21 protein-coding genes are annotated in these 20,446 nt (G+C 70.3%); 7 read left to right on the top strand and 14 right to left on the bottom strand.

All coding sequences use genetic code 11. The features are described from left to right. Positions 1-76: 76 nt before the first annotated feature. Complete coding sequence (locus H976_RS0122775; protein WP_036227691.1) at positions 77-1,813, top strand: TIGR03767 family metallophosphoesterase; 1,737 nt, start codon at positions 77-79, stop codon at positions 1,811-1,813. Between the two features lie 3 nt (positions 1,814-1,816). Here the strand turns inward: H976_RS0122775 and H976_RS0122770 are convergent, their stop codons facing one another. After that, complete coding sequence (locus H976_RS0122770; protein WP_027863394.1) at positions 1,817-2,485, bottom strand: SDR family NAD(P)-dependent oxidoreductase; 669 nt, start codon at positions 2,483-2,485, stop codon at positions 1,817-1,819. Between the two features lie 24 nt (positions 2,486-2,509). Further along, positions 2,510-3,649, bottom strand: a complete 1,140-nt coding sequence (gene rlmN / locus H976_RS0122765; RefSeq protein WP_027863393.1) for a 23S rRNA (adenine(2503)-C(2))-methyltransferase RlmN — start codon at positions 3,647-3,649, stop codon at positions 2,510-2,512. Positions 3,650-3,767: 118 nt separating this feature from the next. Between rlmN and H976_RS0122760 the strand changes: the two genes are divergently transcribed. Further along, positions 3,768-4,844 (top strand): DNA polymerase IV, encoded by a 1,077-nt coding sequence (locus H976_RS0122760; RefSeq protein WP_027863392.1) that lies wholly within the window; start codon positions 3,768-3,770, stop codon positions 4,842-4,844. Between the two features lie 5 nt (positions 4,845-4,849). Here H976_RS0122760 and H976_RS0122755 read toward each other — a convergent pair whose 3' ends face one another. The 3 genes from H976_RS0122755 to pyrH are packed head-to-tail and all read right to left on the bottom strand — an operon-like array spanning position 4,850 to position 7,049. After that, positions 4,850-5,707 carry a phosphatidate cytidylyltransferase gene (locus H976_RS0122755; protein WP_027863391.1) on the bottom strand — a complete coding sequence of 286 codons (858 nt, stop codon included), beginning with the start codon at positions 5,705-5,707 and terminating at the stop codon, positions 4,850-4,852. A 23-nt stretch (positions 5,708-5,730) separates the two neighbouring features. Further along, a complete protein-coding gene (gene frr / locus H976_RS0122750; RefSeq protein WP_036227816.1) occupies positions 5,731-6,285 on the bottom strand; it encodes a ribosome recycling factor in 555 nt (184 codons plus the stop codon). Between the two features lie 17 nt (positions 6,286-6,302). After that, on the bottom strand, positions 6,303-7,049 hold the full coding sequence (gene pyrH / locus H976_RS28180; RefSeq protein WP_051277372.1) for a UMP kinase: 747 nt from the start codon (positions 7,047-7,049) through the stop codon (positions 6,303-6,305). A 121-nt stretch (positions 7,050-7,170) separates the two neighbouring features. Between pyrH and H976_RS0122740 the strand changes: the two genes are divergently transcribed. After that, positions 7,171-8,034 carry an aminoglycoside phosphotransferase family protein gene (locus H976_RS0122740; protein WP_027863389.1) on the top strand — a complete coding sequence of 288 codons (864 nt, stop codon included), beginning with the start codon at positions 7,171-7,173 and terminating at the stop codon, positions 8,032-8,034. A 58-nt stretch (positions 8,035-8,092) separates the two neighbouring features. On the opposite strand, the gene tsf is transcribed toward H976_RS0122740, so the two are convergent. Next, positions 8,093-8,905, bottom strand: coding sequence for a translation elongation factor Ts (gene tsf, locus H976_RS0122735; RefSeq protein ID WP_027863388.1), 813 nt, complete (start codon positions 8,903-8,905; stop codon positions 8,093-8,095). Between the two features lie 2 nt (positions 8,906-8,907). Then, on the bottom strand, positions 8,908-10,002 hold the full coding sequence (gene rpsB / locus H976_RS0122730; protein WP_027863387.1) for a 30S ribosomal protein S2: 1,095 nt from the start codon (positions 10,000-10,002) through the stop codon (positions 8,908-8,910). Positions 10,003-10,334: 332 nt separating this feature from the next. On the opposite strand from rpsB, the gene H976_RS0122725 reads away from it, so the two are divergent. Both H976_RS0122725 and H976_RS28175 read left to right on the top strand, forming a co-directional pair. Beyond that, a complete protein-coding gene (locus H976_RS0122725) occupies positions 10,335-11,114 on the top strand; it encodes a LamG domain-containing protein (protein WP_155918653.1) in 780 nt (259 codons plus the stop codon). Between the two features lie 116 nt (positions 11,115-11,230). Further along, positions 11,231-11,824 carry a M23 family metallopeptidase gene (locus H976_RS28175; protein WP_081683131.1) on the top strand — a complete coding sequence of 198 codons (594 nt, stop codon included), beginning with the start codon at positions 11,231-11,233 and terminating at the stop codon, positions 11,822-11,824. A gap of 19 nt (positions 11,825-11,843) precedes the next feature. Here the strand turns inward: H976_RS28175 and H976_RS0122715 are convergent, their stop codons facing one another. From H976_RS0122715 to H976_RS0122700, 4 genes are all read right to left on the bottom strand, one after another. Beyond that, positions 11,844-12,743 (bottom strand): tyrosine recombinase XerC, encoded by a 900-nt coding sequence (locus H976_RS0122715; protein ID WP_051277444.1) that lies wholly within the window; start codon positions 12,741-12,743, stop codon positions 11,844-11,846. A gap of 83 nt (positions 12,744-12,826) precedes the next feature. After that, a complete protein-coding gene (gene dprA / locus H976_RS28170) occupies positions 12,827-14,005 on the bottom strand; it encodes a DNA-processing protein DprA (protein ID WP_036227690.1) in 1,179 nt (392 codons plus the stop codon). After that, positions 14,002-15,624 (bottom strand): YifB family Mg chelatase-like AAA ATPase, encoded by a 1,623-nt coding sequence (locus H976_RS28165; protein WP_036227689.1) that lies wholly within the window; start codon positions 15,622-15,624, stop codon positions 14,002-14,004. The genes dprA and H976_RS28165 overlap by 4 nt, the downstream gene beginning before the upstream one ends. Beyond that, positions 15,624-15,989: a YraN family protein gene (locus H976_RS0122700; protein WP_027863384.1), complete on the bottom strand. Its 366-nt coding sequence runs from the start codon at positions 15,987-15,989 to the stop codon at positions 15,624-15,626. Before H976_RS0122700 ends, H976_RS28165 begins: the two co-directional genes overlap by 1 nt. Before the next feature lie 214 nt (positions 15,990-16,203). On the opposite strand from H976_RS0122700, the gene H976_RS30505 reads away from it, so the two are divergent. Continuing rightward, positions 16,204-16,803, top strand: coding sequence for a TadE/TadG family type IV pilus assembly protein (locus tag H976_RS30505; RefSeq protein ID WP_051277370.1), 600 nt, complete (start codon positions 16,204-16,206; stop codon positions 16,801-16,803). After that, a complete protein-coding gene (locus H976_RS0122690; RefSeq protein ID WP_027863383.1) occupies positions 16,800-18,647 on the top strand; it encodes a TadE/TadG family type IV pilus assembly protein in 1,848 nt (615 codons plus the stop codon). Before H976_RS30505 ends, H976_RS0122690 begins: the two co-directional genes overlap by 4 nt. 10 nt (positions 18,648-18,657) lie before the next feature. On the opposite strand, the gene H976_RS0122685 is transcribed toward H976_RS0122690, so the two are convergent. The 3 genes from H976_RS0122685 to lepB are packed head-to-tail and all read right to left on the bottom strand — an operon-like array spanning position 18,658 to position 20,437. Continuing rightward, a complete protein-coding gene (locus H976_RS0122685; RefSeq protein ID WP_027863382.1) occupies positions 18,658-18,972 on the bottom strand; it encodes a DUF2469 domain-containing protein in 315 nt (104 codons plus the stop codon). Further along, a complete protein-coding gene (locus H976_RS0122680) occupies positions 18,969-19,700 on the bottom strand; it encodes a ribonuclease HII (RefSeq protein ID WP_027863381.1) in 732 nt (243 codons plus the stop codon). The genes H976_RS0122685 and H976_RS0122680 overlap by 4 nt, the downstream gene beginning before the upstream one ends. Further along, the gene (gene lepB / locus H976_RS0122675; protein WP_027863380.1) at positions 19,697-20,437 is read right to left on the bottom strand and encodes a signal peptidase I; all 741 of its coding nucleotides are present in this window, start codon (positions 20,435-20,437) and stop codon (positions 19,697-19,699) included. The genes H976_RS0122680 and lepB overlap by 4 nt, the downstream gene beginning before the upstream one ends. Between the last annotated feature and the right edge of the window lie 9 nt (positions 20,438-20,446).

The raw sequence follows: 20,446 nt of genomic DNA, 5'->3' as shown, positions 1-20,446 counted from the left end.
TAACGGTTCTCCACCGCGACCCGTCGTGTCGGTGAACGTCGCGTGACCACCTTCACAAGCGGTCGTTGTCCTGACCATGGAGCTCTCGCGTCGCCACCTGCTCAAGTCCGCCCTCGTCGTGGGCGGGGCTGCTGTCGTCAGCCGCGAGATGGTCTTCGGGTCGCTGAGCGAGCAGGCCGTCGCCGCCGGGCGTACGACGGCCAACGGCACCTTCGGGCCGGGCGCACCCGACGCCAAGGGCTACCGCAAGGTGGTCGCCAAGCCGGCCGACGCTCGGCTGGTGCGTACCGACCTCGGCATCGCGGCGAGGAGCACCCGCACCAGGTCCCGCCGCAACCTGCTCGCCTTCGCCCAGCTGAGCGACGTGCACGTCGTCGACCACCAGTCCCCCGCCCGCGTCGAGTGGACCGACCGCTACGACGACCCCAACCCGAGTGGGCAGGTCACCGGCATCTTCGAGTCGGCGTACCGCCCGCAGGAGATGCTCTCCGCCCAGGTCGGCGACGCCATGGTCCGGGCCGTCAACGCCGTGAAGACCGGTCCGGTGACCGGCCTGCCGCTGCTGTTCGCGATCGAGACCGGCGACAACTCCGACAACTGCCAGTACAACGAGGTCCGTTGGAACATCGACGTGCTCGACGGCGAGAGAGTGGTGCCGGACAGCGGCGCGCTCGACCGCTACGAGGGCGTGATGGACGCCGACCCGCTCTACTACGACACGCACTACTGGCACCCCGGCGGCACCCCCGTTGGGCTCGGCCATTCATTGGCGGACGACCGCTACCGCAGCGTGTTCGGCTTCCCGACCATCCCGAAGCTGCTCGACGCCGCCCGCCGTCCGTTCACGGCGGCCGGCCTGGACATCCCCTGGTACACCTGCTTCGGCAACCACGACGGCCTGTCCCAGGGCAACTTCCCGATCAAGACGGTGCCGACCAGCACCCTGGCGACGGGCGCCGTCAAGGTGATCTCACCTCCGGCGGGCGTCTCGCCGGCCGACATCTCCTCCGACCCGAGCGCCGCCTCGCTCGACGCGTTGCTCGGAGGCATCACGGTCTCGCCGTACGCCAAGGCCGTGAGCACCGATCCCAGGCGCCGCGAGCTCAGCCGCGGCGAGATCGTCGACGAGCACTTCACCACGTCGGGACTTCCCAAGGGACACGGCTTCACCCAGGCCAACCGCGATGCCGACACGGCGTACTACTTCTTCGACAAGGGCCGCTTCCGGTTCGTGGTGATGGACACCGTCAACCCCAACGGGTACGCCGACGGCTCGATCGACGCCACCCAGCTCGCCTGGCTCAAGACGACGGTCGAGTCTGCCACCGGCAAGGCCGTGATCGTGTTCAGCCACCACACCAGCGCCAGCATGAGCAACCCGTTCGTCGGGACCGGCGGAGACCCGAACCCGCGCGTCCTGGGCGACGAGGTGACGGCGTACCTCCTCAGCCAGCCGCGCCTGATCGCCTGGGTCAACGGCCACACCCACCGCAACCAGATCACCGCCCACAAGCGGGCCGACGGCACGGGTGGCTTCTGGGAGATCAACACCGCCTCGCACATCGACTACCCGCAGCAGTCGCGGCTGGTCGAGGTGGCTGACAACTCCGACCACACCCTGTCGATCTTCACCACGATCATCGACCACGCCGGCCCGGCTGACTACCGGGGCGACCTCAGCTCGACCGTCAGCCTGGCCGGCCTCTCGCGCGAGCTGTCGGTCAACGACCCGCACGCCAAGCTGGACGCGGCCGGTACGCCGACCGACCGCAACACCGAGCTGCTGGTCGCCATGCCCGCAGACATGGCCTGAGGGTCAGTCCACTCCCACCTGGATGCGAAACGTGTCCCGACCGGTGTGCAGCTCCCAGAGTCGCTCGGCGAGGGCGTCGGGGTCCTTCTCGGGATCGCCCTCGATGATCTGACCGCCGATGATCAGCTGCCCGACGTAGATCCCCTCCTCGCCGAGGACCTCGTGCAGCAGCTCGGCGTACGCCGCCTGGCCGGCGAACGCCACGGACGTCCCGGTCCGCGTGCGATCCGGCCTGACGGCGGCGTCGCCGTTGACGAACAGGATGCTGGGCGTCGCGCCGCCACCGAGGGAGCGCATGCCCGGGAGCACCTGCTCCACCGCGGCCACGGACCCGTGGATCGAGAAGTCGACCGCGCCTCGGAGGTCCGCGGCGGTCGTCTCCAGGACCGGGCGCATGAACGCCTGTTCCGGCAGCGGGCTGTACTGGAGCACCTCGATCGGACCGAGCGCCTCACTCACCTGCTGCAGGGCGGTCGCGATCGTCGCGGGCACGCGCACGTCGGCCGTGAAACCCTGCGCCTGCACATCGTCCTGCCCGAGCTCCGCGGCCAGCGCGTCGAGGTGCCCCTGGTGCCGCGAGACGAGCCCGACGGCGAACCCTGCGCGGCCGAAGCGCCGGGCCACGGCGGCACCGAGTCCCCTGCCTGCTCCGAGGATCGCGACGGTCGTCATGCAGGAGTCCGCACTGGTGGCGACTCACTCCACCGCGGCCAGCTGGCCGCACGCACCGTCGATCTCGCTGCCGCGGGTGTCACGGACCGTGGTGGGGATGCCCTTGGCCTCGAGCCGACGGACGAACTCGCGCTCGTCGCGAGGGTCGCTCGCGGTCCACTTCGAGCCTGGCGTCGGGTTGAGGGGGATCAGGTTGACGTGCACCCAGCCCCAGTCGCCGTAGGAGTTGAGCACGTCGCCGAGGAGGTCGGCCCGCCATGCCTGGTCGTTGATGCCGCGCATCATGGCGTACTCGATCGACACCCGACGCTTCGTGACGCGGGCGTAGTTCCAGGCCGCCTCGACGGCCTCGCCCACCTTCCAGCGGGTGTTCACCGGGACCAGCTCGTCGCGGAGCTCGTCATCGGGGGCGTGCAGGCTGAGGGCCAGCGTGACCGGGATGCCCTCCTCGGTGAGCTGGTTGATCCGAGGGACGAGACCGACGGTGCTCACGGTGATCCCGCGCGCGGACATGCCGAGTCCGTCGGGGGTGGGATCGGTGAGACGGCGTACGGCGCCGATGACCGCCTTGTAGTTGGCCATCGGCTCGCCCATGCCCATGAAGACGACGTTGGACACGCGGCCGGGACCTCCGGGGACCTCGTCACGCGCGAGCGAGCGGGCGCCCGCCACGACCTGCTCGACGATCTCGGCGGTGGACATGTTGCGCTGCAGGCCGCCCTGTCCCGTCGCACAGAACGGGCAGGCCATGCCGCACCCGGCCTGGCTGGAGACGCACATGGTGACCCGGCCGGGGTAGCGCATCAGCACCGACTCGACGAGCGCGCCGTCGAACAGCTTCCACAGCGTCTTGCGGGTGGTGCCCTTGTCGGCCTCGAGGGTGCGCAACGGGGTCATCAGGTGAGGCAGGAGTCCCTCGACCAGCTCGGCGCGCTGGGTCGCCGGCAGGTCGGTCATCTCCTCGGGGTCGTCGACGAGGCGGGAGAAGTAGTGCGCGGACAGCTGCTTGGCGCGAAACCCCGGCAGCCCGAGCTCCTCGAGCCGGGCCTTGCGCTCGGCAGGGGTCAGGTCGGCCAGGTGACGGGGCGGCTTGCCGCGTCCCCGGGGTTCCTCGAAGACGAGGGGCAGGCTCTTCTGAGTGGGGGTCTCGATGGATTCGCTCACAACCGGCCCAGTGTCTCATCGGGCGCTTGCGTCATACGAATCGTGGCTTTGAGGCCACGATTCGTATGACGCAACGGATGGCGCGACGGGTGTCGGCAGGGCCGGGCAGGATGGCGGCATGGCGCCCTGGGTCCTGCACGTCGACATGGACCAGTTCATCGCGGCGGTGGAGATCCTCCGCCGTCCCGAGCTGGCCGGGTTGCCGGTGATCGTCGGCGGCCGGGGCGACCCCACCGAGCGTGCGGTCGTGTCGACGGCGACCTACGAGGCTCGCGAGTTCGGGGTCAGGTCGGGGATGCCGCTCAAGACCGCCGTACGCCGCTGCCCGGAGGCCGTGCTGCTGCCGGTCGACGGACCGGCCTACGAAGCCGTCTCGTCGGTGGTGATGGACACCCTGCGCGCCATCCCGGGCGCCGTCGTCGAGGTGCTCGGCTGGGACGAGGCGTTCGTCGGCATCGAGACCGACGACCCCGAGCAGGTCGCCCGCACCATCCAGTCCGAGGTGCTGGCGGCGACGAAGCTGCACTGCTCGATCGGTATCGGCGACACCAAGGTGCGCGCCAAGATCGCCACCGACTTCGGCAAGCCACGCGGGATGTTCCGGTTGACCCGGGAGAACTGGTTCCCGGTGATGGGCCATCGGGCGACCCGCGAGCTCTGGGGCATCGGCTCGCGCATCTCCGAGCGGCTCTCCTCGCTCGGCATCGAGACCGTCCGCCAGCTGGCCGAGACCCCCGACGAGCCGTTGGTCGCGGAGTTCGGCCCCAACACCGGACCGCACATCGGCCGGCTCGGCCGAGGCGTGAGCAGCAACGTCGTGGACGACACCCCGTGGATCGCGCGGGCCCACGGCCGCGAGACCACCTACCAGCACAACCTGACGACGCCCGACGAGGTCGAGGCCGCGATCCGGTCGCTGGCGGACCAGGTCGTCGCGGACATCCGCGGCGAGGGTCGTCCGTGCCTGCGGGTCCACCTCAAGGTGCGGTTCGCGCCGTTCTTCACCACCAACCGCTCACGCAAGCTGGCCGAGCCGACCTTCGACAGCGCGGTGATCGCCGACGCCGCGCTCGGGCTGCTCCGCAAGCTCGCGGACGACCGCCCGATCCGGCTGCTCGGCGTGCGGGCGGAGATGGTGCCGCCCGAGGGTGGGTACGACGCCCCGCGGACCCACGGACGACGCGGCAACCCCTAGGTCGTTCAGGTCACCAGATAGTGCAGCAGCAGCCAGATTGGTGCGGCGGTGGCGAGCAGCGAGTCGAGCCGGTCCATCAGCCCGCCGTGGCCGGGGATCACCTGGCTCATGTCCTTGATGCCGAGGTCGCGCTTCATCACCGACTCGCACAGGTCGCCGAGCGTGGCCATCACGACCGCGATCACGCCGAGGATCACGCCGACCCACCAGTCCCCGTCCAGCAGGTGTACGACGAGCAAGTATCCGACGACCACACAGGTGATGGCCGATCCGGCGAAGCCCTCCCACGACTTCTTCGGCGAGATGACCGGCGCCATCGGGTGCTTGCCGAACAGCACCCCGGCGGCGTACCCCCCGATGTCGGAGGCAGCGGTGACCGCGATGAAGACGAGCACGTCCTTGGCGCCGGCGTCCTCGGCGAGGATCAGCGCCACGAACGAGCCCAGGAACGGGATGTAGATCAGCGTGAACACCGACGCGGTGGCGTTCTGCACGTAACCGGCGACGCCCCTGCGCAGCAGCCAGAGCATCGTCACGAGGGCCGTGACGGCGGTTGCGGTGACCAGGGCCGGCGCGCCGAACAGGTAGGCGACCACCACCATCACCACGCCGCCGAGCATCAGCGGTTCCTGCGGGATGTCGATCTCGCGCGTCATCAGGCCGCGGTGCATCTCCCAGATCGCCACCACGACAGCCGCGGCGACGATGAGCATGAACGAGGGCGCCCACAGCCACAGCGACAGGATGATCGCGGCCGCGAGGACGACACCCGACGCGATGGCGACGGGCAGGTTGCGTCCGGCCCGGCCCGGGTCCTTGGGAGACTTCTCCGGCTGGGCCGGCGCGGGTGTCGGAGTGGTCATGGGAGGCAGCTCGGAGGAGGTGCTCACACCTCGAGCAGCTCGGATTCCTTGTGCTTGAGCAGTTCGTCGATCACGTCGGTGTGCTTCTTGGTCGTCGAGTCGAGTCGCTTCTCGGCACCGGTGACGTCGTCCTTGCCCACCTCGCCGTCCTTCTCGAGCTTCTCGAGGGTCTGCTTGGCGTTGCGCCGGATGTTGCGTACGGCGACCCGGCCCTCCTCGGCCTTGGTCTTGGCGACCTTGATGTACTCCTTGCGCCGCTCCTCGGTCAGCTCGGGGAAGACGCAGCGGATCAGCTTGCCGTCGTTGGACGGGTTCACGCCGAGGTCGGACTCGCGGATCGCCTTCTCGATCGCCGGCATCGCGCTCACGTCGTAGGGCTGGACCAGGATGATCCGTGCCTCGGGAGCCGTGAACCCGGCCAGCTGCTGGATCGGCGTCGGGGTGCCGTAGTAGTCGGCGGTGAGCTTGGCGAACATCGACGGGTTTGCCCGCCCGGCCCGGATCGCCGAGAACTCCTCCCGGGTGACCTCGACGGCCTTGTCCATCTTCTGGTCGGCCTCGCTGAGGGTCTGGTTGATCGTCAAAGCACTGTCTCCTACTCGAAGTGATGGCCGGTCGCACCGGCGGCGGCGCCGGCGCTCACGAGCGTGCCGATCTTCTCACCCTGGACGACGCGGAGGATGTTTCCCTCGGGCTGCATGCCGAACACGATCATCGGCAGGCCGTTCTCCATGCATAGCGCGAAGGCGGTCGCGTCGGCCACCTTGAGGCCCTGCTGGAGCGCCTCGACGAAGGTGAGCTCGTCGTACTTCACGGCGTCGGGATGGGTGCGGGGGTCGGCGTCGTACACGCCGTCGACACCGCTCTTGCCCATCAGCACGACCTCGCACTTGGTCTCCAGGGCGCGCTGGGCGGCGACGGTGTCGGTGGAGAAGTACGGCAACCCGGCACCGGCACCGAAGATGACGACCCGACCCTTCTCGAGGTGCCGGATCGCGCGGCGAGGGATGTAGGGCTCGGCGACCTGGCCCATGGTGATGGCGGTCTGCACGCGGGTCTCCACGCCCTCCTTCTCCAGGAAGTCCTGGAGGGCCAGGCAGTTCATCACGATGCCGAGCATGCCCATGTAGTCGGCCCGGGCCCGGTCCATGCCGTGCTGCTGGAGCTCGGCGCCGCGAAAGAAGTTGCCGCCGCCGGTGACGATGGCCACCTGGACGCCGGTCTGCTGCACCTGGGCGATCTCACGGGCGATGCCGCGCACCACGTCGGGATCGACGCCGACCTTGCCGCCACCGAAAACCTCGCCGGACAGCTTGAGCAGGACACGCTGGTAGCCAGTCATGCGGTTCCTCTCGTCTGGGGCGGTCTACCGTCGAAACCTACTTGGTGGTCACCTCGGAGGCGAACCGGGCCTTCCCGGAAAACCGGTTGTCCCGCTCCCGGGCGTGGCAGAAGGTCGCCGGGTGAGCACGGATGGGCGCGCCGGCATCGACGCCGGCCTGGTGAGCAGGTTGGTGGCCGACCAGTTCCCGCAGTGGGCCGACCTATCGGTCGTCCCGGTCGAGGTCGACGGGTGGGACAACCGCACCTACCGGCTCGGCTCCGAGCTCTCGGTGCGCCTGCCCACGGCCGACTCCTACGTGCCCGCGGTCGAGAAGGAGCAGCGCTGGCTGCCCGTGCTCGCCCCGCACCTGCCGCTGCCGGTCCCCCAGCCGGTGGCGCTCGGCGCTCCCTCCGCCGACTTCCCGCGACCGTGGTCGGTGCGCCGCTGGATCGAGGGCACGCCGGTGGTGGCCGGCATCGACGAGGACCTACTCGCGCTCGACCTGGCGGAGTTCCTGGTCGCGCTCCGAGGAGTAGACGCCAGCTCAGGTCCACGGGCCGGCGCCCACAGCTTCTTCCGGGGCGGCCCGCTGGCGGCGTACGACGAGGAGACGCGCCGCTGCCTGGCCCGCCTCGAGCTGGACGACGCGGATGTCTGGGACACGGCGGTGGCCTCGGCCTGGGACGGGCCGGACGTGTGGTTCCACGGTGACGTGGCCGTCGGGAACCTGCTGGCTCGCGAGGGGCGGCTGGCTGCGGTCATCGACTTCGGGACCAGCGGGGTCGGTGACCCGGCGTGCGACCTGGTCATCGCCTGGACGTTCTTCGGCGACTCGGCCAGGGAGACGTTCCGCTCAGCCGTGGGGCTCGACGAGGACACCTGGGCCCGCGCCCGTGGCTGGGCGCTCTGGAAGGCGCTCCTCGGTCTCGTCGACGATCCGCGATCCGCCGGCGACCTCCGCACCGTCGAGCGCGTCATCGGGGAGCACCGCGCCGGAAGCTGACGAGGGGCCGGCACGACTTTCGTCGTACCGGCCCCTCGGCGTCAGCAGTTGGTGCGCGTCAGGCGCCGACCTCGAAGCGGGCGAACCGCTTGACCTCGACACCGGCGGCGTCGAGCACGGCCTTCACGTTCTTCTTGGAGTCGGTGACCGACGGCTGGTCGAGCAGCGCGACGTCCTTGAAGAAGCCGTTGAGGCGACCCTCGGCGATCTTCTCGATCGCCTGCTCGGGCTTGCCCTCCTCGCGAGCGATGGCGGCACCGATCTCGCGCTCCTTCTCGACGACGTCGGCGGGGACGTCGTCGCGGGAGAGGTACTTCGGCTTCATCGCGGCGATCTGCATGGCCGCGCCACGAGCGGCATCCGCGTCGGTGCCGTCGTACTCCACGAGCACGCCGACGGCCGGCGGGAGGTCGGCGGCACGCTTGTGCATGTAGACGACCGACTGCCCGTCGAAGTACGCGACCTGGCCGAGCTCGATCTTCTCGCCGATGGTGATCGCGAGATCCTCGACGACCTCGCCGACGGTCTTGCCGTCGAGCGGGACCGCCTTGAGCGCCTCGGTGTCGGCCGCCTTGGCAGCGGCGGCAGCGTCGGCGATCTTCTGGGCGGCCGCGACGAAGTCGTCGTTCTTGGCCACGAAGTCGGTCTCGCTCTTCAGCTCGACCAGGGCACCACCGGAGGTGGCCACCAGGCCCGAGGTCGCCTCACGCTCGGCGCCGCGGGCGGCAGCCTTCTTGCCCAGCTTGATGCGCAGCAGCTCGGCGGCCTTGTCGAAGTCGCCCTCGGCCTCCTCGAGCGCCTTCTTGCAGTCCATCATCCCCGCGCCCGTGAGCTCGCGGAGCTTCTTGACGTCGGCGGCGGTGATCGCCACGCTCAGTCCTCCTTCTTCTCGTCGGCCGTCTCGGCGGCCTTCTCGTCAGTGGCCTCGGCGACAGGCGCCTCGGCAGCGGGTGCCTCGTCGGCCGGAGCCTCGGTGGCAGGAGCCTCGGTGGCAGGAGCCTCGTCGGCAGGAGCCTCGTCGGCCGGAGCCTCGGCAGCAGTCTCGGCAGGCGCCTCGGTGGCGGCCACCTCGGCCTGCTTGGCCTCGGTCGCCTCCGCGGCCGCACCGGTCGCCTCGACGGCCGGGGTCGCCTCGGTGGCGGTGTCGCCACCGGTGGCAGCGACGGCGGCCTCGTCGACCTTGGCACCCTCCTGGCCCTGCAGCAGGTCACGCTCCCAGTCGGCGAGCGGCTCGTCGGAGCCGATCGCCTTGTCGGCCTCGTCGCCGGTCTTGGCGCCGGAGCGGGCGATCAGGCCGTCGGCCACGGCGTCGGCGATCACGCGGGTCAGCAGGCCGACCGCACGGATGGCGTCGTCGTTGCCCGGGATCGGGTAGTCGACGAGGTCCGGGTCGCAGTTGGAGTCCAGGATCGCGATGATCGGGATGTGCAGCTTGCGGGCCTCCTCGACGGCGAGGTGCTCCTTGTTGGTGTCCACGATCCACACCGCGGACGGCGTACGGCTCATGTCGCGGATGCCGCCGAGCGTCTTGTCGAGCTTGATCTGCTCGCGACGCATGTGGAGGAGCTCCTTCTTCGTGCGACCCGAGCCGGCGACGTTGTCGAAGTCGATGTCGTCGAGCTCCTTGAGGCGGTTGATCCTCTGGTGCACGGTCTGGAAGTTGGTGAGCATGCCGCCCAGCCAGCGCTGGTTGACGAAGGGCATCCCGACGCGGGTCGCCTGCTCGGCGATGGCCTGCTGGGCCTGCTTCTTCGTGCCGACGAACATGATCGTGCCGCCCTTGGCCACGGTGTCCTTGATGAACGCGTAGCTGGTGTCGATGTAGGACAGCGACTGCTGCAGGTCGATGATGTAGATGCCGTTGCGCTCGGTCATGATGAAGCGCTTCATCTTGGGGTTCCAGCGACGGGTCTGGTGCCCGAAGTGGACGCCGCTCTCGAGGAGCTGGCGCATGGTGACGACTGCCATTTGCTTCTTTCCTGTCGTGTCCGCGCACGCTGAGGCACGCGAACTGTTTTCAGTTCGTTGCAGGGGCCCCGCCCCGGAGACGGGGGTGACCTGCCCTGACGCTCGTGCGGGACCCGACCCACCGGAGTGGGACTGAGGGCCCTCGCCCGCGTGGCTCCGCCTCGACCAGGAAGTCGGGGACGGCACGGAAACGAGCGTGCGAAGTCAACCCATACGGGTTGCTGCCTGCACTCTATCCGGGGGCCGGTGGGGTTGTCGAAACGCGGCTGACTGATCGGTAGGTTGTCCCCCTTGCTCGTCGACGACAGTGCGGAGGTGGCGTGGTGCGACTGGTGCCCACCCTGATCGTGCTCGCGCTGCTGGGCCTGTCCGGCTGCGGGGGCGGGGACGAGGACACGCCTCCGGCGCACCGAGCCGCTCCGAAGGCGCCCTTCATGCTCGACTTCGAGTCCATGCCCACGGTCGGCGACGACGTGAGCACGGTGTCGAACGCCGGCTCGGCCGACGTGAAGGTCGAGGTCAGGTCAACGGGAGGCGCCTCCGTCCAGGCGGTCGAAGGTCCCGACGGCGGACACGCCGTACGCTTCCCCGCCTACACCGGCGCCGCTGCCGCGCCGGCCGCGGTGCTGGTCGCCACCGAGCAGGGTGGCGACGCCCTCGACCCGGGTGCCGACGGGTTCACCTTCGGGGCCAGCTTCCAGCTCGACGAGAAGTCGTCGGGCAGCGAGGCCGACAACGGCGACAACCTGGTCCAGCGCGGGACCTTCGACAGCCCCGGCCAGCTGAAGATCCAGCTCGACCACGACGTACCGTCCTGCCGGGTCAAGGGCGACGCCGGTGAGGCCTTCGTCAAGGCGGACGGCCCCGTGGACCCCGGTGCGTGGTACTCCGTGACCTGCGAGCGCAAGGGCTCCGACCTCGAGCTCACGGTCAAGGCCTACGACGACGGGGCCGGCGGCGGGACCTGGCACACCTCGGCGCCGACGGGGGACGTCGCCATGGACGATCTGCCCCTCACGATCGGCGGGAAGACCGGGCCCGACGGCACGCCGGTCGCCTCGCCCGACCAGTTCAACGGCGCGGTCGACGACGTCTTCTTCCGGGTCGGCTGACCACTCGGCGTGCTCCGTGCGCCAGTTGGCGTGCACACCCACGCGCACGACCCCCCGGATCCACAGCCGGCCGATCTCCGCTCGCCGAGGCAGCCGCGCGGCCGCACCCTGTCGACATGCGCCTCCTCTCCGTCCTGCTCGCGACCCTGTTCCTGGCCTCGCCCTCCCTCGCTGCGCCGTCGGCCGCCGAGACGAGGCCGGCGCCAGCGCGCGACGGGGTCTGGCCACTCTCTCCGCGGCCGCAGGTCGTCCAGGGATTCGACCCACCCGCCACCCGGTGGGGCGCCGGCCACCGCGGGGTCGACGTGCTCGGCCACGTGGGCCAACCGGTGCACAGCTCCCTCGCGGGGACCGTGACCTTCGCTGCTCCCCTCGCCGGTCGTGGGGTCGTGGTGGTCGACCACGGTGGAGTGCGCACGACGTACGAGCCGGTGAGCGCCAGCGTGGCGGTGGGCGAGGTGCTGGCCCGGGGTGCGGTGCTCGGCACGCTGCAACGCGCCTCCAGCCACTGCCTCCCACGTGCCTGCCTGCACTGGGGACTCCTGCGCGGCGACGCCTACCTCAACCCGTTGACCCTCGTCGGGGCTGGACCGATCAGGTTGTTGCCGCTTTCCGGCAGCCTGCCGTCCGGCTCGACCTCCACGGCCTTCATGGCGCCGGTCGGTCCAGTCAACACGCGTCTGGTCACGGGTCCTCGCGGCGCGGTGTGAACGAGGCGCCGCCGGAGGTTCAGGCTCGTGGGTGGGCCAGCTTGTAGGCCTGGCGGAGCCGGTCGGTGCTGACGTGGGTGTAGATCTGCGTGGTCGCCAGCGAGGCGTGGCCGAGCAGCTCCTGCACGGTGCGCAGGTCGGCGCCGCCCTCGAGCAGGTGGGTGGCCGCCGTGTGCCGCAGGCCGTGCGGCCCCATGTCGGGGGCGTCGGGCACGTCCGCGAGCCGGTTGTGCACCAAGGTGCGGACCGCCCGCTGGTCGATGCGCTTGCCCCGGGCTCCCAAGAACACCGCAGCACCGGCTCCCGGCGTGAACAGCTCCGGTCGACCACTCTCGAGCCAGCGTCCGAGGGCCTCGTCGGCCGGGACGCCGTACGGCACCGTCCGCTCCTTGCTGCCCTTGCCGAGGACGCGCACCACCCGGCGCGAACGGTCGACGTCGTCCACGTCGAGCCCACACAGCTCTCCCACCCGGATCCCGGTGGCGTACAACAGCTCCAGGATGGCCACGTCGCGCAGCCCGACGGCGCTGCCGTCGTCAGCCCGCACGGCAGCCGACTCGAGCAGGGCCCGCGCCTCCCCGGCATTGAGGGCCGGCGGCAGCGGCTTGTGCGCCTTCGGGCTGCCCAGCGACGCCCCCGGGTCGGTGTCCGCACGGCCGGTGCGCAACGCCCACGCGGTGAACACCCGCACGGCCGTGGCCCGACGCGCCATCGTCGTGCGTGCCTTGCCCAGGGTCTGCTGCTTGGCCAGCCAGCTGCGCAGCACCCCGAGGTCGAGCGTGCGCAGACTGGTGTGTCCCAGCGCAACGGCGTGCTCGAGCATCCCGGTCACGTCGCCGAGATAGGCCCGCACGGTGTGCGCCGCGAGGTTGCGCTCGGAGGCGAGATGGCGTTCGTACGCCGCCAGCGCGCTCGCCATCTCCTCAGGCAGCAGTTCGTGGGTGACGGTCACCTGGTCAGACTACGAACCCGGTGGCGCCCTCCCGCGCAGGCGCGACGAGCTCACGGCGCCCACCCCTCGCCCTGCTCGTCCAGCGCGGGATCCGCTGCCACCCGCCACCGGCCGAGGGAGTGCTCGACCAACCCGGCTCGGAGGAGCACGAGAAGCGCCTCCTTGGTGGGGCTGTGCGCGATGCCGGCCGTCTCGGCGATCTTGCGCGAGTCGACCGCCTGGACCAACGGCACTGCGTCCAGCACCTGGCGCTGCCGCGGCTCGAGCCGGTCGCGCGGGTGCTCGGGCTCACGAGGCTCGCTCAGGGCATAGCTGCCCATCGGACCCACGGCTTCGAGCACCTCCTCGCCGGACGTGACGAGGACCGCATCGCGAGCCCGGATCAGCTGGTGCACGCCGGCCGACGGCGCGCTGGTGACCGGCCCTGGCACCCCCATCACCATGCGCCCCAGACCTCCGGCCCAGCTCGCTGTGTTCAGCGCACCACTGCGGACAGCGGCCTCGACGACCACCGTCCCCCGCGCCAGGGCCGCGATCAGGCGGTTGCGGGCCAGGAAGCGGATCCGCGTGGGCGCACACCCGGGCGCGGCCTCCGAGACCACCAGGCCCACGTCGGCGACGTAGTCGATCAGGCTGCGGTGCGCGGACGGATAGGCCCGGTCGGCGCCGCAGGCCAGCACGGCGACCGTCGGGCCGCGACCGGCCAGCGCGCCGCGATGAGCCGCCTGGTCGATGCCGAACGCCGCCCCGGACACGACCGTCCACGACTCCCGGGCGAGCGTGCCGGCGATCTCTCCGGCCACGGACCCGCCGTAGGTCGTCGCCGACCGCGAGCCCACCACCGACACCGCGCGCTCCGCTGCCTCGGCCAGTCGGAGCGGTCCTCGGCACCACAGGCCGATGGGCACCCCACCCCGCTCATGGAGGTGGGGTGCATGGGCGAGGTCGTCCAGCGTGACCGGCCATTCGTCGTCCCCTGGTACGACGAACCTGATGCCCCTGGCGGCCGCCTGCTCCAGGTCTCGTTGCGGGTCGGCCGAGGCGAGGCGCTCGGCGAGGTCGGCGCCGAGCTCCCGATGGACCGCCTGGGTCTGCAGGCTCTCCAGCACCCGCGCGGCACCGAGCTCCTGCACCGCATCTGTCATCCGGGGGTACCCCGGCTCACTGATCCTGGAGAGCGCCGCCCGGGCCAGACGTTCGCTCTCCGAGACGGGCGGACCGGGACTCACGCGCCCACCTGCCCGACGACGTGCACCCGGCTCGGCAGCTGGCGGAGAAGCAAGGGAGTGGCGGCACGGAGGCGGAGGGCCACGTCGAGCTCGACGATGCCCGGCCGTTCCACACCGGCGAGGTCGGCCACCGACCAGGCGACACGATGCACGCGGACGGCGCCGCGACGCGTGAGCCGACCGGCGTAGACCTCGTCGTCGAGTCGCACCATGGCCGCGTCGGACAGGGGCCACTGGACGCGCAGCATCGGACCCGGAGCATGCACGTTGAGGCGCCAGGGCATCTCGGCGTAGCGCATCCGCTGTCGCTCGCGGGCGGCCGTCACGCGGACCCTGATCGGAGCGCTCGGCTCGGGCCGGAACATCGGCATCTCCGCTTCGCGCCGTTCGTGCTCCCGGACCGGCTCGACGAAGCGGGTGATGTCGATGCGGTCGGCGATCGGGCCCGAGATCTTGCGGCGGTACTCGCGACGCTTGATCTCCCTGCACGTGCACTGGTGGTCGCGCGAGTAGGGGTGGTACTCCCCGCACGGGCACGGGTTGCACGCGAACACGAACATCGTGCGGGCGGGGTACGTCGCATCCTCCTCACCCCGCGAGATCGAGATCTCCCCCGCCTCGAGGGGCTCCCGCAGCGCCTCGACGACGTCGGTCGGGAACAGCGGGAACTCGTCGAGGAACAGCACGCCGAGATGGGCCTTGCTCACCTCCCCCGGCCGCACCCGACCAGTGCCGCCGCCGAGGATGCCGCTGCGGGAGGCGGAGTGGTGGGGAGCGCGGAAGGGCGGACGGACCAGACGCGCCGCCCCCTCGGGCAGGGCACCGGACAGCGAGTGCACGGCCGTCAGCTCCAGGGACTCCTCGTCACTGAGGTCGGGCAGCAGACCCGGGATCCGTTCGGCGAGGGTGGTCTTGCCCGACCCCTTCGGACCGGTCAGCATCAGGTGGTGGCCGCCGGCCGCTGCGACCTCGACGGCGTATCTCGCATCGGCCATCCCGACGAGGTCGGCCATGTCGAGGTCCTCCAGCCGCTCCTCCCCGCGCCAGGACAGCAGGGGCGCCCCCGACATCGGCTCCACCTCGGGCGCCTCCGGGATGGGCTCGCCGGTCAGCAAGGCCATCACCTGGCCCAGGGAGCGGATCCCGAAGACCCGCATGCCGGGCACCATCGCCGCCTCGGCCGCCTGCGGCTCCGGGACGTAGACCGTCTCGATCCCCCGCGCGGCCGCGGCCATCGTCATCGGCAGCACTCCGGGGACGCAGCGCACCCGCCCGTCCAGGGTCAGCTCGCCGATCATCGCCGCCCGGACCAGCGTGTCGTGGGGGAAGTCCTTGGCGCTGGCGGCCGCCAGGACGGCAACGGCGATGCCGAGGTCGAAGTGCGGGCCACGCTTGGGCAGGTCGGCCGGCGAGAGCAGCACCGTGATGCGGCGGGTGTTGGGCCAGCGCAGGTTGCTGTTGATGACGGCGGCCCGGCAGCGGTCGCGGGCCTCGGTGATGGAGGCATCGGGACGTCCGACGAGCGCCGTCCCGGGCAGCCCGTCGGACAGGTCGACCTGGACGTCCACGACGTGCCCGATCGCTCCTTGCAGGGAGACGGTGTGGGTGGTGGCGACCATCAGCCCACGCCCCTGAGGTGCTCGACCTCGGCCCGACCCCGTTCCGCGACGAGCACCCCGACCAGGTCGATCCGGATGCCTTCGGGGCGTACGTCGTGCTCCTGGATCCAGCGCTCCGCCAACCTCCGCAGGCGCTCGGCCTTGGCCGGGGTGACCGCCTCCAGCGGGTGGCCGTACGCCGACGAGGTGCGCGTCTTGACCTCGCAGAAGACCAGCACGCCCTCGTCGCGGAGCACCAGGTCGATCTCGCCGAGATCGCACCGCCAGTTGCGGTCGACGAGGAACATGCCGCGTTCGACGAGCCGTTGCGCCGCGACTCGCTCGCCGTAGGCACCGAGGCCGTCGTTGTGTGGGTTCCCGCTCATGCACCGCAGCACACCCGAGCGGAAGGACACTCCGCCGCTCGGTCGCCGCGGCCTGTGGACGAGGGGTCCCCGGCGGCCGCCTGTGGACGGGAGCTGGCCGACCGGACAGATCTCATCAAAACGCCACAAAAGATGCTCGGTTCAAAATACGCTTCCTTCACCACGACGTGTGGCGAACCAGGCCATCCGGCCGTCACAGGTCAGAGGAGGGTCCATGGCACGTCGACAGCGTTCCGAGCGCGGCGCTGTGGCGGTCGAGGCTGCCCTCGTGACCCCCCTGCTGATGCTCCTGGTCTTCGGCATCATCGAGATGTCCCTCCTGATGAGGGACGCCTCCGGCGTGACCAACCAGGTGCGTGCCGCCGCCCGCATCGCCGCCACCGAGGCCGGCGCCGGCACCCCGGTGAGCGCCACCACACCGACGCTGGCCGACGATGCCGTCAACGCGATCCAGAACGCCGGCTCCAGCATGCCGCTGAGCTCGGTCAACTGGGTGCTGGTCTACCAGGCCAACCAGTACGGATACCCGCTGCCCGCCACGAACACCTCGAGCGTGACGTGCACGACCAACTGCATCAAGTACGTCTGGAGCGCCGCCTCCAACAAGTTCATCAAGTCCAGCGGCTCGTGGGCCACCTCCACCATCAACGCCTGTGTCAACGACCCCAACCGTCAGTCCGTGGGCGTCGCCATGTCCGCCAAACACACCTGGGTCACCGGGCTGTTCGGGGCCGGCGTCGACGTACCCGCCCGCCTGATGATGCAGTTCGAGCCGTTGCCCGCCACGACGTGCGCGTCCGGGAACCACCCGTGAGCTTCCTGTCCGGACGCACGACATCGCGACGCCGCGCACGCACCGAGTCCGGGTACGCCGCCATCCTGGTCGCCATCCTGACGGCCACGATCGTGCTGCCACTGTGCGCCATCTCGGTCGACGTCGCTCGGTGGTACCTCGAGATCGCACGCGTCCAGAACGTGGCCGACGCCGCCGCCACCGCCGGCGTGACCTGGCTTCCCGACGACTTCGCCTCCGCCACCACGACCGCCGTCGAGGTGGCCAAGGACAACGGCTACCCGAACTCGGGGAACAACACGGTCAAGACCTCGGTGGGCGCCAAGCCGACCCAGCTGACGGTGACGATCAGCACCAGGGTGCCCAACCAGTTCGGCGCCGCGTTCGGCGTTCCGTGGACGACCGTGACGCGCTCCGCAACGGCGGACTACAACGGTCCAGCGCCGATGGGCAGCCCCTGCAACACCTTCGGCAACGAGCCGGCCGGGTCCAGCCCGAGCTCGGTGGACCCCCGGGGCCCGAACACGAGCGTGATCGTGACGCCGGCCGGCGGAGCCAGCTGTCTGCCCAACCCGCAGTTCTGGGCGGCCATCGCCGGCCCGGAGACCCTCAAGGGCTACGGCGACCAGTACATGACCCGCAGCTGCGCCTCGGGCACCGACGGCTGCACCAACGGGGGCAACGACGACTTCAACCCCGAGGGGTACTTCTACGTCGTCCGCGTCGGGACGGCGGCGGTGAACCAGCCGGTGACGCTGCAGCTCTACGACCCGGCCTGGGTCGGGACCGGCGACGCCTGCGGCGACGCACCGACGGTGACCAGTGGGCTGCCCCTGCGCAACAACATGAACCCCTACACGACCACCGACGGCACCACCAGGTACGCCAAGGCCACCAACTCGTTCTGCACCGGCGACGTGCTCAACGGCGGTAGCACCCCGATCGTGACCTCGTTCGGGCTGCGCAAGCCGACCGACACCTACCAGCCGGACAAGGGGGCCCCGATCACCACCTGCGTGCGGCAGTACCCCGGGTTCCTCCAGGCATCGGGCACCCCGGACAAGGTGTCGACCGGCACCCTGGCCCAGATGAAGGCCAAGCCGAGCGACCCCACCCAACCGGACACCAACACCAACAGCGGCTACAACGACGCGCTCGCCAAGCTGTTCCACCAGTGGGTGAACTTCTGCACCTTCACCCCTGACAAGGCCGGCGACTACTACCTGCAGGCGCGCACCAACGTGGCGCTCGACACGAGCGCACCTGACGGCAACGGCGGGTACGGCGGCAACACCGACGTGTTCACCCAGGAGGACGACGACACCAGTGTCGGCGGCAACGGGAACAACCGGTTCGCGCTGCGGGTCAAGTCCGGGTCGACCGCGGTCACCGGTGCCGTCTCGATCGCCGGCTGGCAGAACATGTCGATCTACGCCAACTACTCGGGAGCCCCGCAGATCTTCAACCTGGTGCGGACGATCCCGGCCGCCCAGACCAAGACCTTGAACATCCACTTCTTCGACATCGGCGACGCCACGGCGCCGACCTCGGTCACCGTGCTGCCGCCGCTCGACGCGAAGGTGAACGGCACCCCACTGGCCTCGTTCTCCGGGTGCACCGGCTCCGGCGTCGTCAACGGATCACTGGGAACGACGTGCGGCGTGAGCGGGGCCACCAGCGGCAGCTACAACGGCAAGGTGCAGACGGTCTCGGTCCCGATCCCGGACACCTACACGTGCAACTCCACGCAGAGCGGCGGCTGCTGGGTGCGGGTCCAGCTCAAGCTAGACCAGGCCGGAGACACGACCGACACCACGACCTGGAGCGCCAGCGTCGACGGCGACCCCGTCCGGATGATCAAGTAGCCCGGCACTCTCAGCTGCTGGGGGGCGGCTCGATCTCGCTGTGGCTGAGCTCCTCGACGTTGACGTCCTTGAAGGTCAGCACCTTGACGTTCTTGGCCAGCCGGCGGGCGGGGCGGTACATGTCCCACACCCACGCGTCGGTCAGGGTGACCTCGAAGAACACGTCCCCGGCCTCGGTGCGGGCCTTCACGTCCACCTGGTTGCAGAGGTAGAAGCGCCGGTCGGTCTCCACGACGTACTTGAAGATGCCGACCACGTCGCGGTACTCGCGATAGAGGTTGAGCTCCATCTCGGTCTCGTACTTCTCGAGATCCTCGGCGCTCATGGTGCGACCTCCTGGAGGGGGACGGGGGTTTCGAACAGCTCGAGCTGAGGCTCAAGCGTGAGGGGTTCGGGATCGATGATCCCGGCGGCTCGCCGCACGTTGACGAATCGCATCCGGTGCACCGGGCTCGGCCCGAGCTCGGTGAGTACGGCGGAGTGCTCCTCGGTGATGTAGCCCTTGTGGGTGGCGAAGTCGTAGGCCGGGAACTGCTCGTGCAGCTCGCACATGATGCGGTCGCGCGTGACCTTGGCGATCACGCTGGCCGCCGAGATGCAGGCGGCAACCCGGTCGCCCTTCCACATCGCCAGGCCGGGCACGTCGAGCCCGTCGACCGGGAACCCGTCGGTGAGGACGTACGCCGGACGCTGCTCCAGCCGGGCCAACGACCGTCGCAGGGCAGCGACGTTGGCGACGTGCATCCCGACCCGGTCGCACTCGTCGTGCGGGACGACGACCACCGACCACGCCACCGCGCGGCGCAGGATCTGCTCGTAGCAGCGCTCGCGCGCCTTGGCGGTGAGCAGCTTGGAGTCGGCCAGACCCGGCACCTGACCGGCCTTGCCCTCGGGGAGGATCGCCGCGGCCGCCACGAGGGGGCCTGCGCACGCTCCACGGCCTGCCTCGTCGACGCCGGCGATTGGGGAGAGCCCGACCCGCCGCAGCGCCCGCTCGTAGCCGTAGAGGCCGGCGTCCCGGCGTACCGTCGATCCGCGAGGGAGCGTGCTCATCGGGAGTCCGGGATGCCCTCGAAGGTCGCCGGGCGGTGGATGATCTCGGCGCGCTTCCAGGGCCAGATCAGCGCGAAGACCTTGCCCACGACCAGGTCGTCGGCGACGTACCCGCCTCCGGCACTGCCCATGTGGCCACGGGAGTCGAAGGAGAAGCCACGGTTGTCACCCATCAGCCACAGGTGGTCCTTGGGGACCTTGACGTCGAACTTGACCTGGGAGGGAGCCATGCCCTTGGGCAGGTAGGACTTCTCGTCGAGGGCATGCCCGTTGACGGTCACCCTGCCCTTGGTGTCGCAGCACACCACCCGGTCTCCACCGACGCCGATGACGCGCTTCACGAGGTGTCCACCGGTCGGGTAGAGCCCGATCTTCTCCATCACCTTGGTGAGCCCGGAATGGGCCGTGTCGCCCTCGTCGGCGGGCAGCCAGCCGCCGGGGTCCTTGAACACCACGATGTCGCCACGGCTCGGCGAGGCGCTGCCCCAGTAGGAGACCTTCTGGACGAGGATCCGGTCGTTCTTGACGAACTGCGGCTCCATCGAGGGCGACGGGATGTAGAACGCCTGGACGAACAGGCTCTTGATAATGATCGCCAGCAGCAACGCCAGCACGAGCAGCAGGATGGTCTCCTGCCACAGCGGCATCGCCTTCTTCGCGGACTTCTTCCCGGACTTCTCGCCGGGGCGGCCGCCTGAGTCATCAGAGGCGGTGGCGGCCTCGTCCACGTTCGTCACGCACAGAGC

This window comes from Marmoricola sp. URHB0036, assembly GCF_000426045.1.
Lineage (GTDB): Bacteria > Actinomycetota > Actinomycetes > Propionibacteriales > Nocardioidaceae > Marmoricola.
This window is presented reverse-complemented; position numbering and strand designations above follow the sequence as displayed.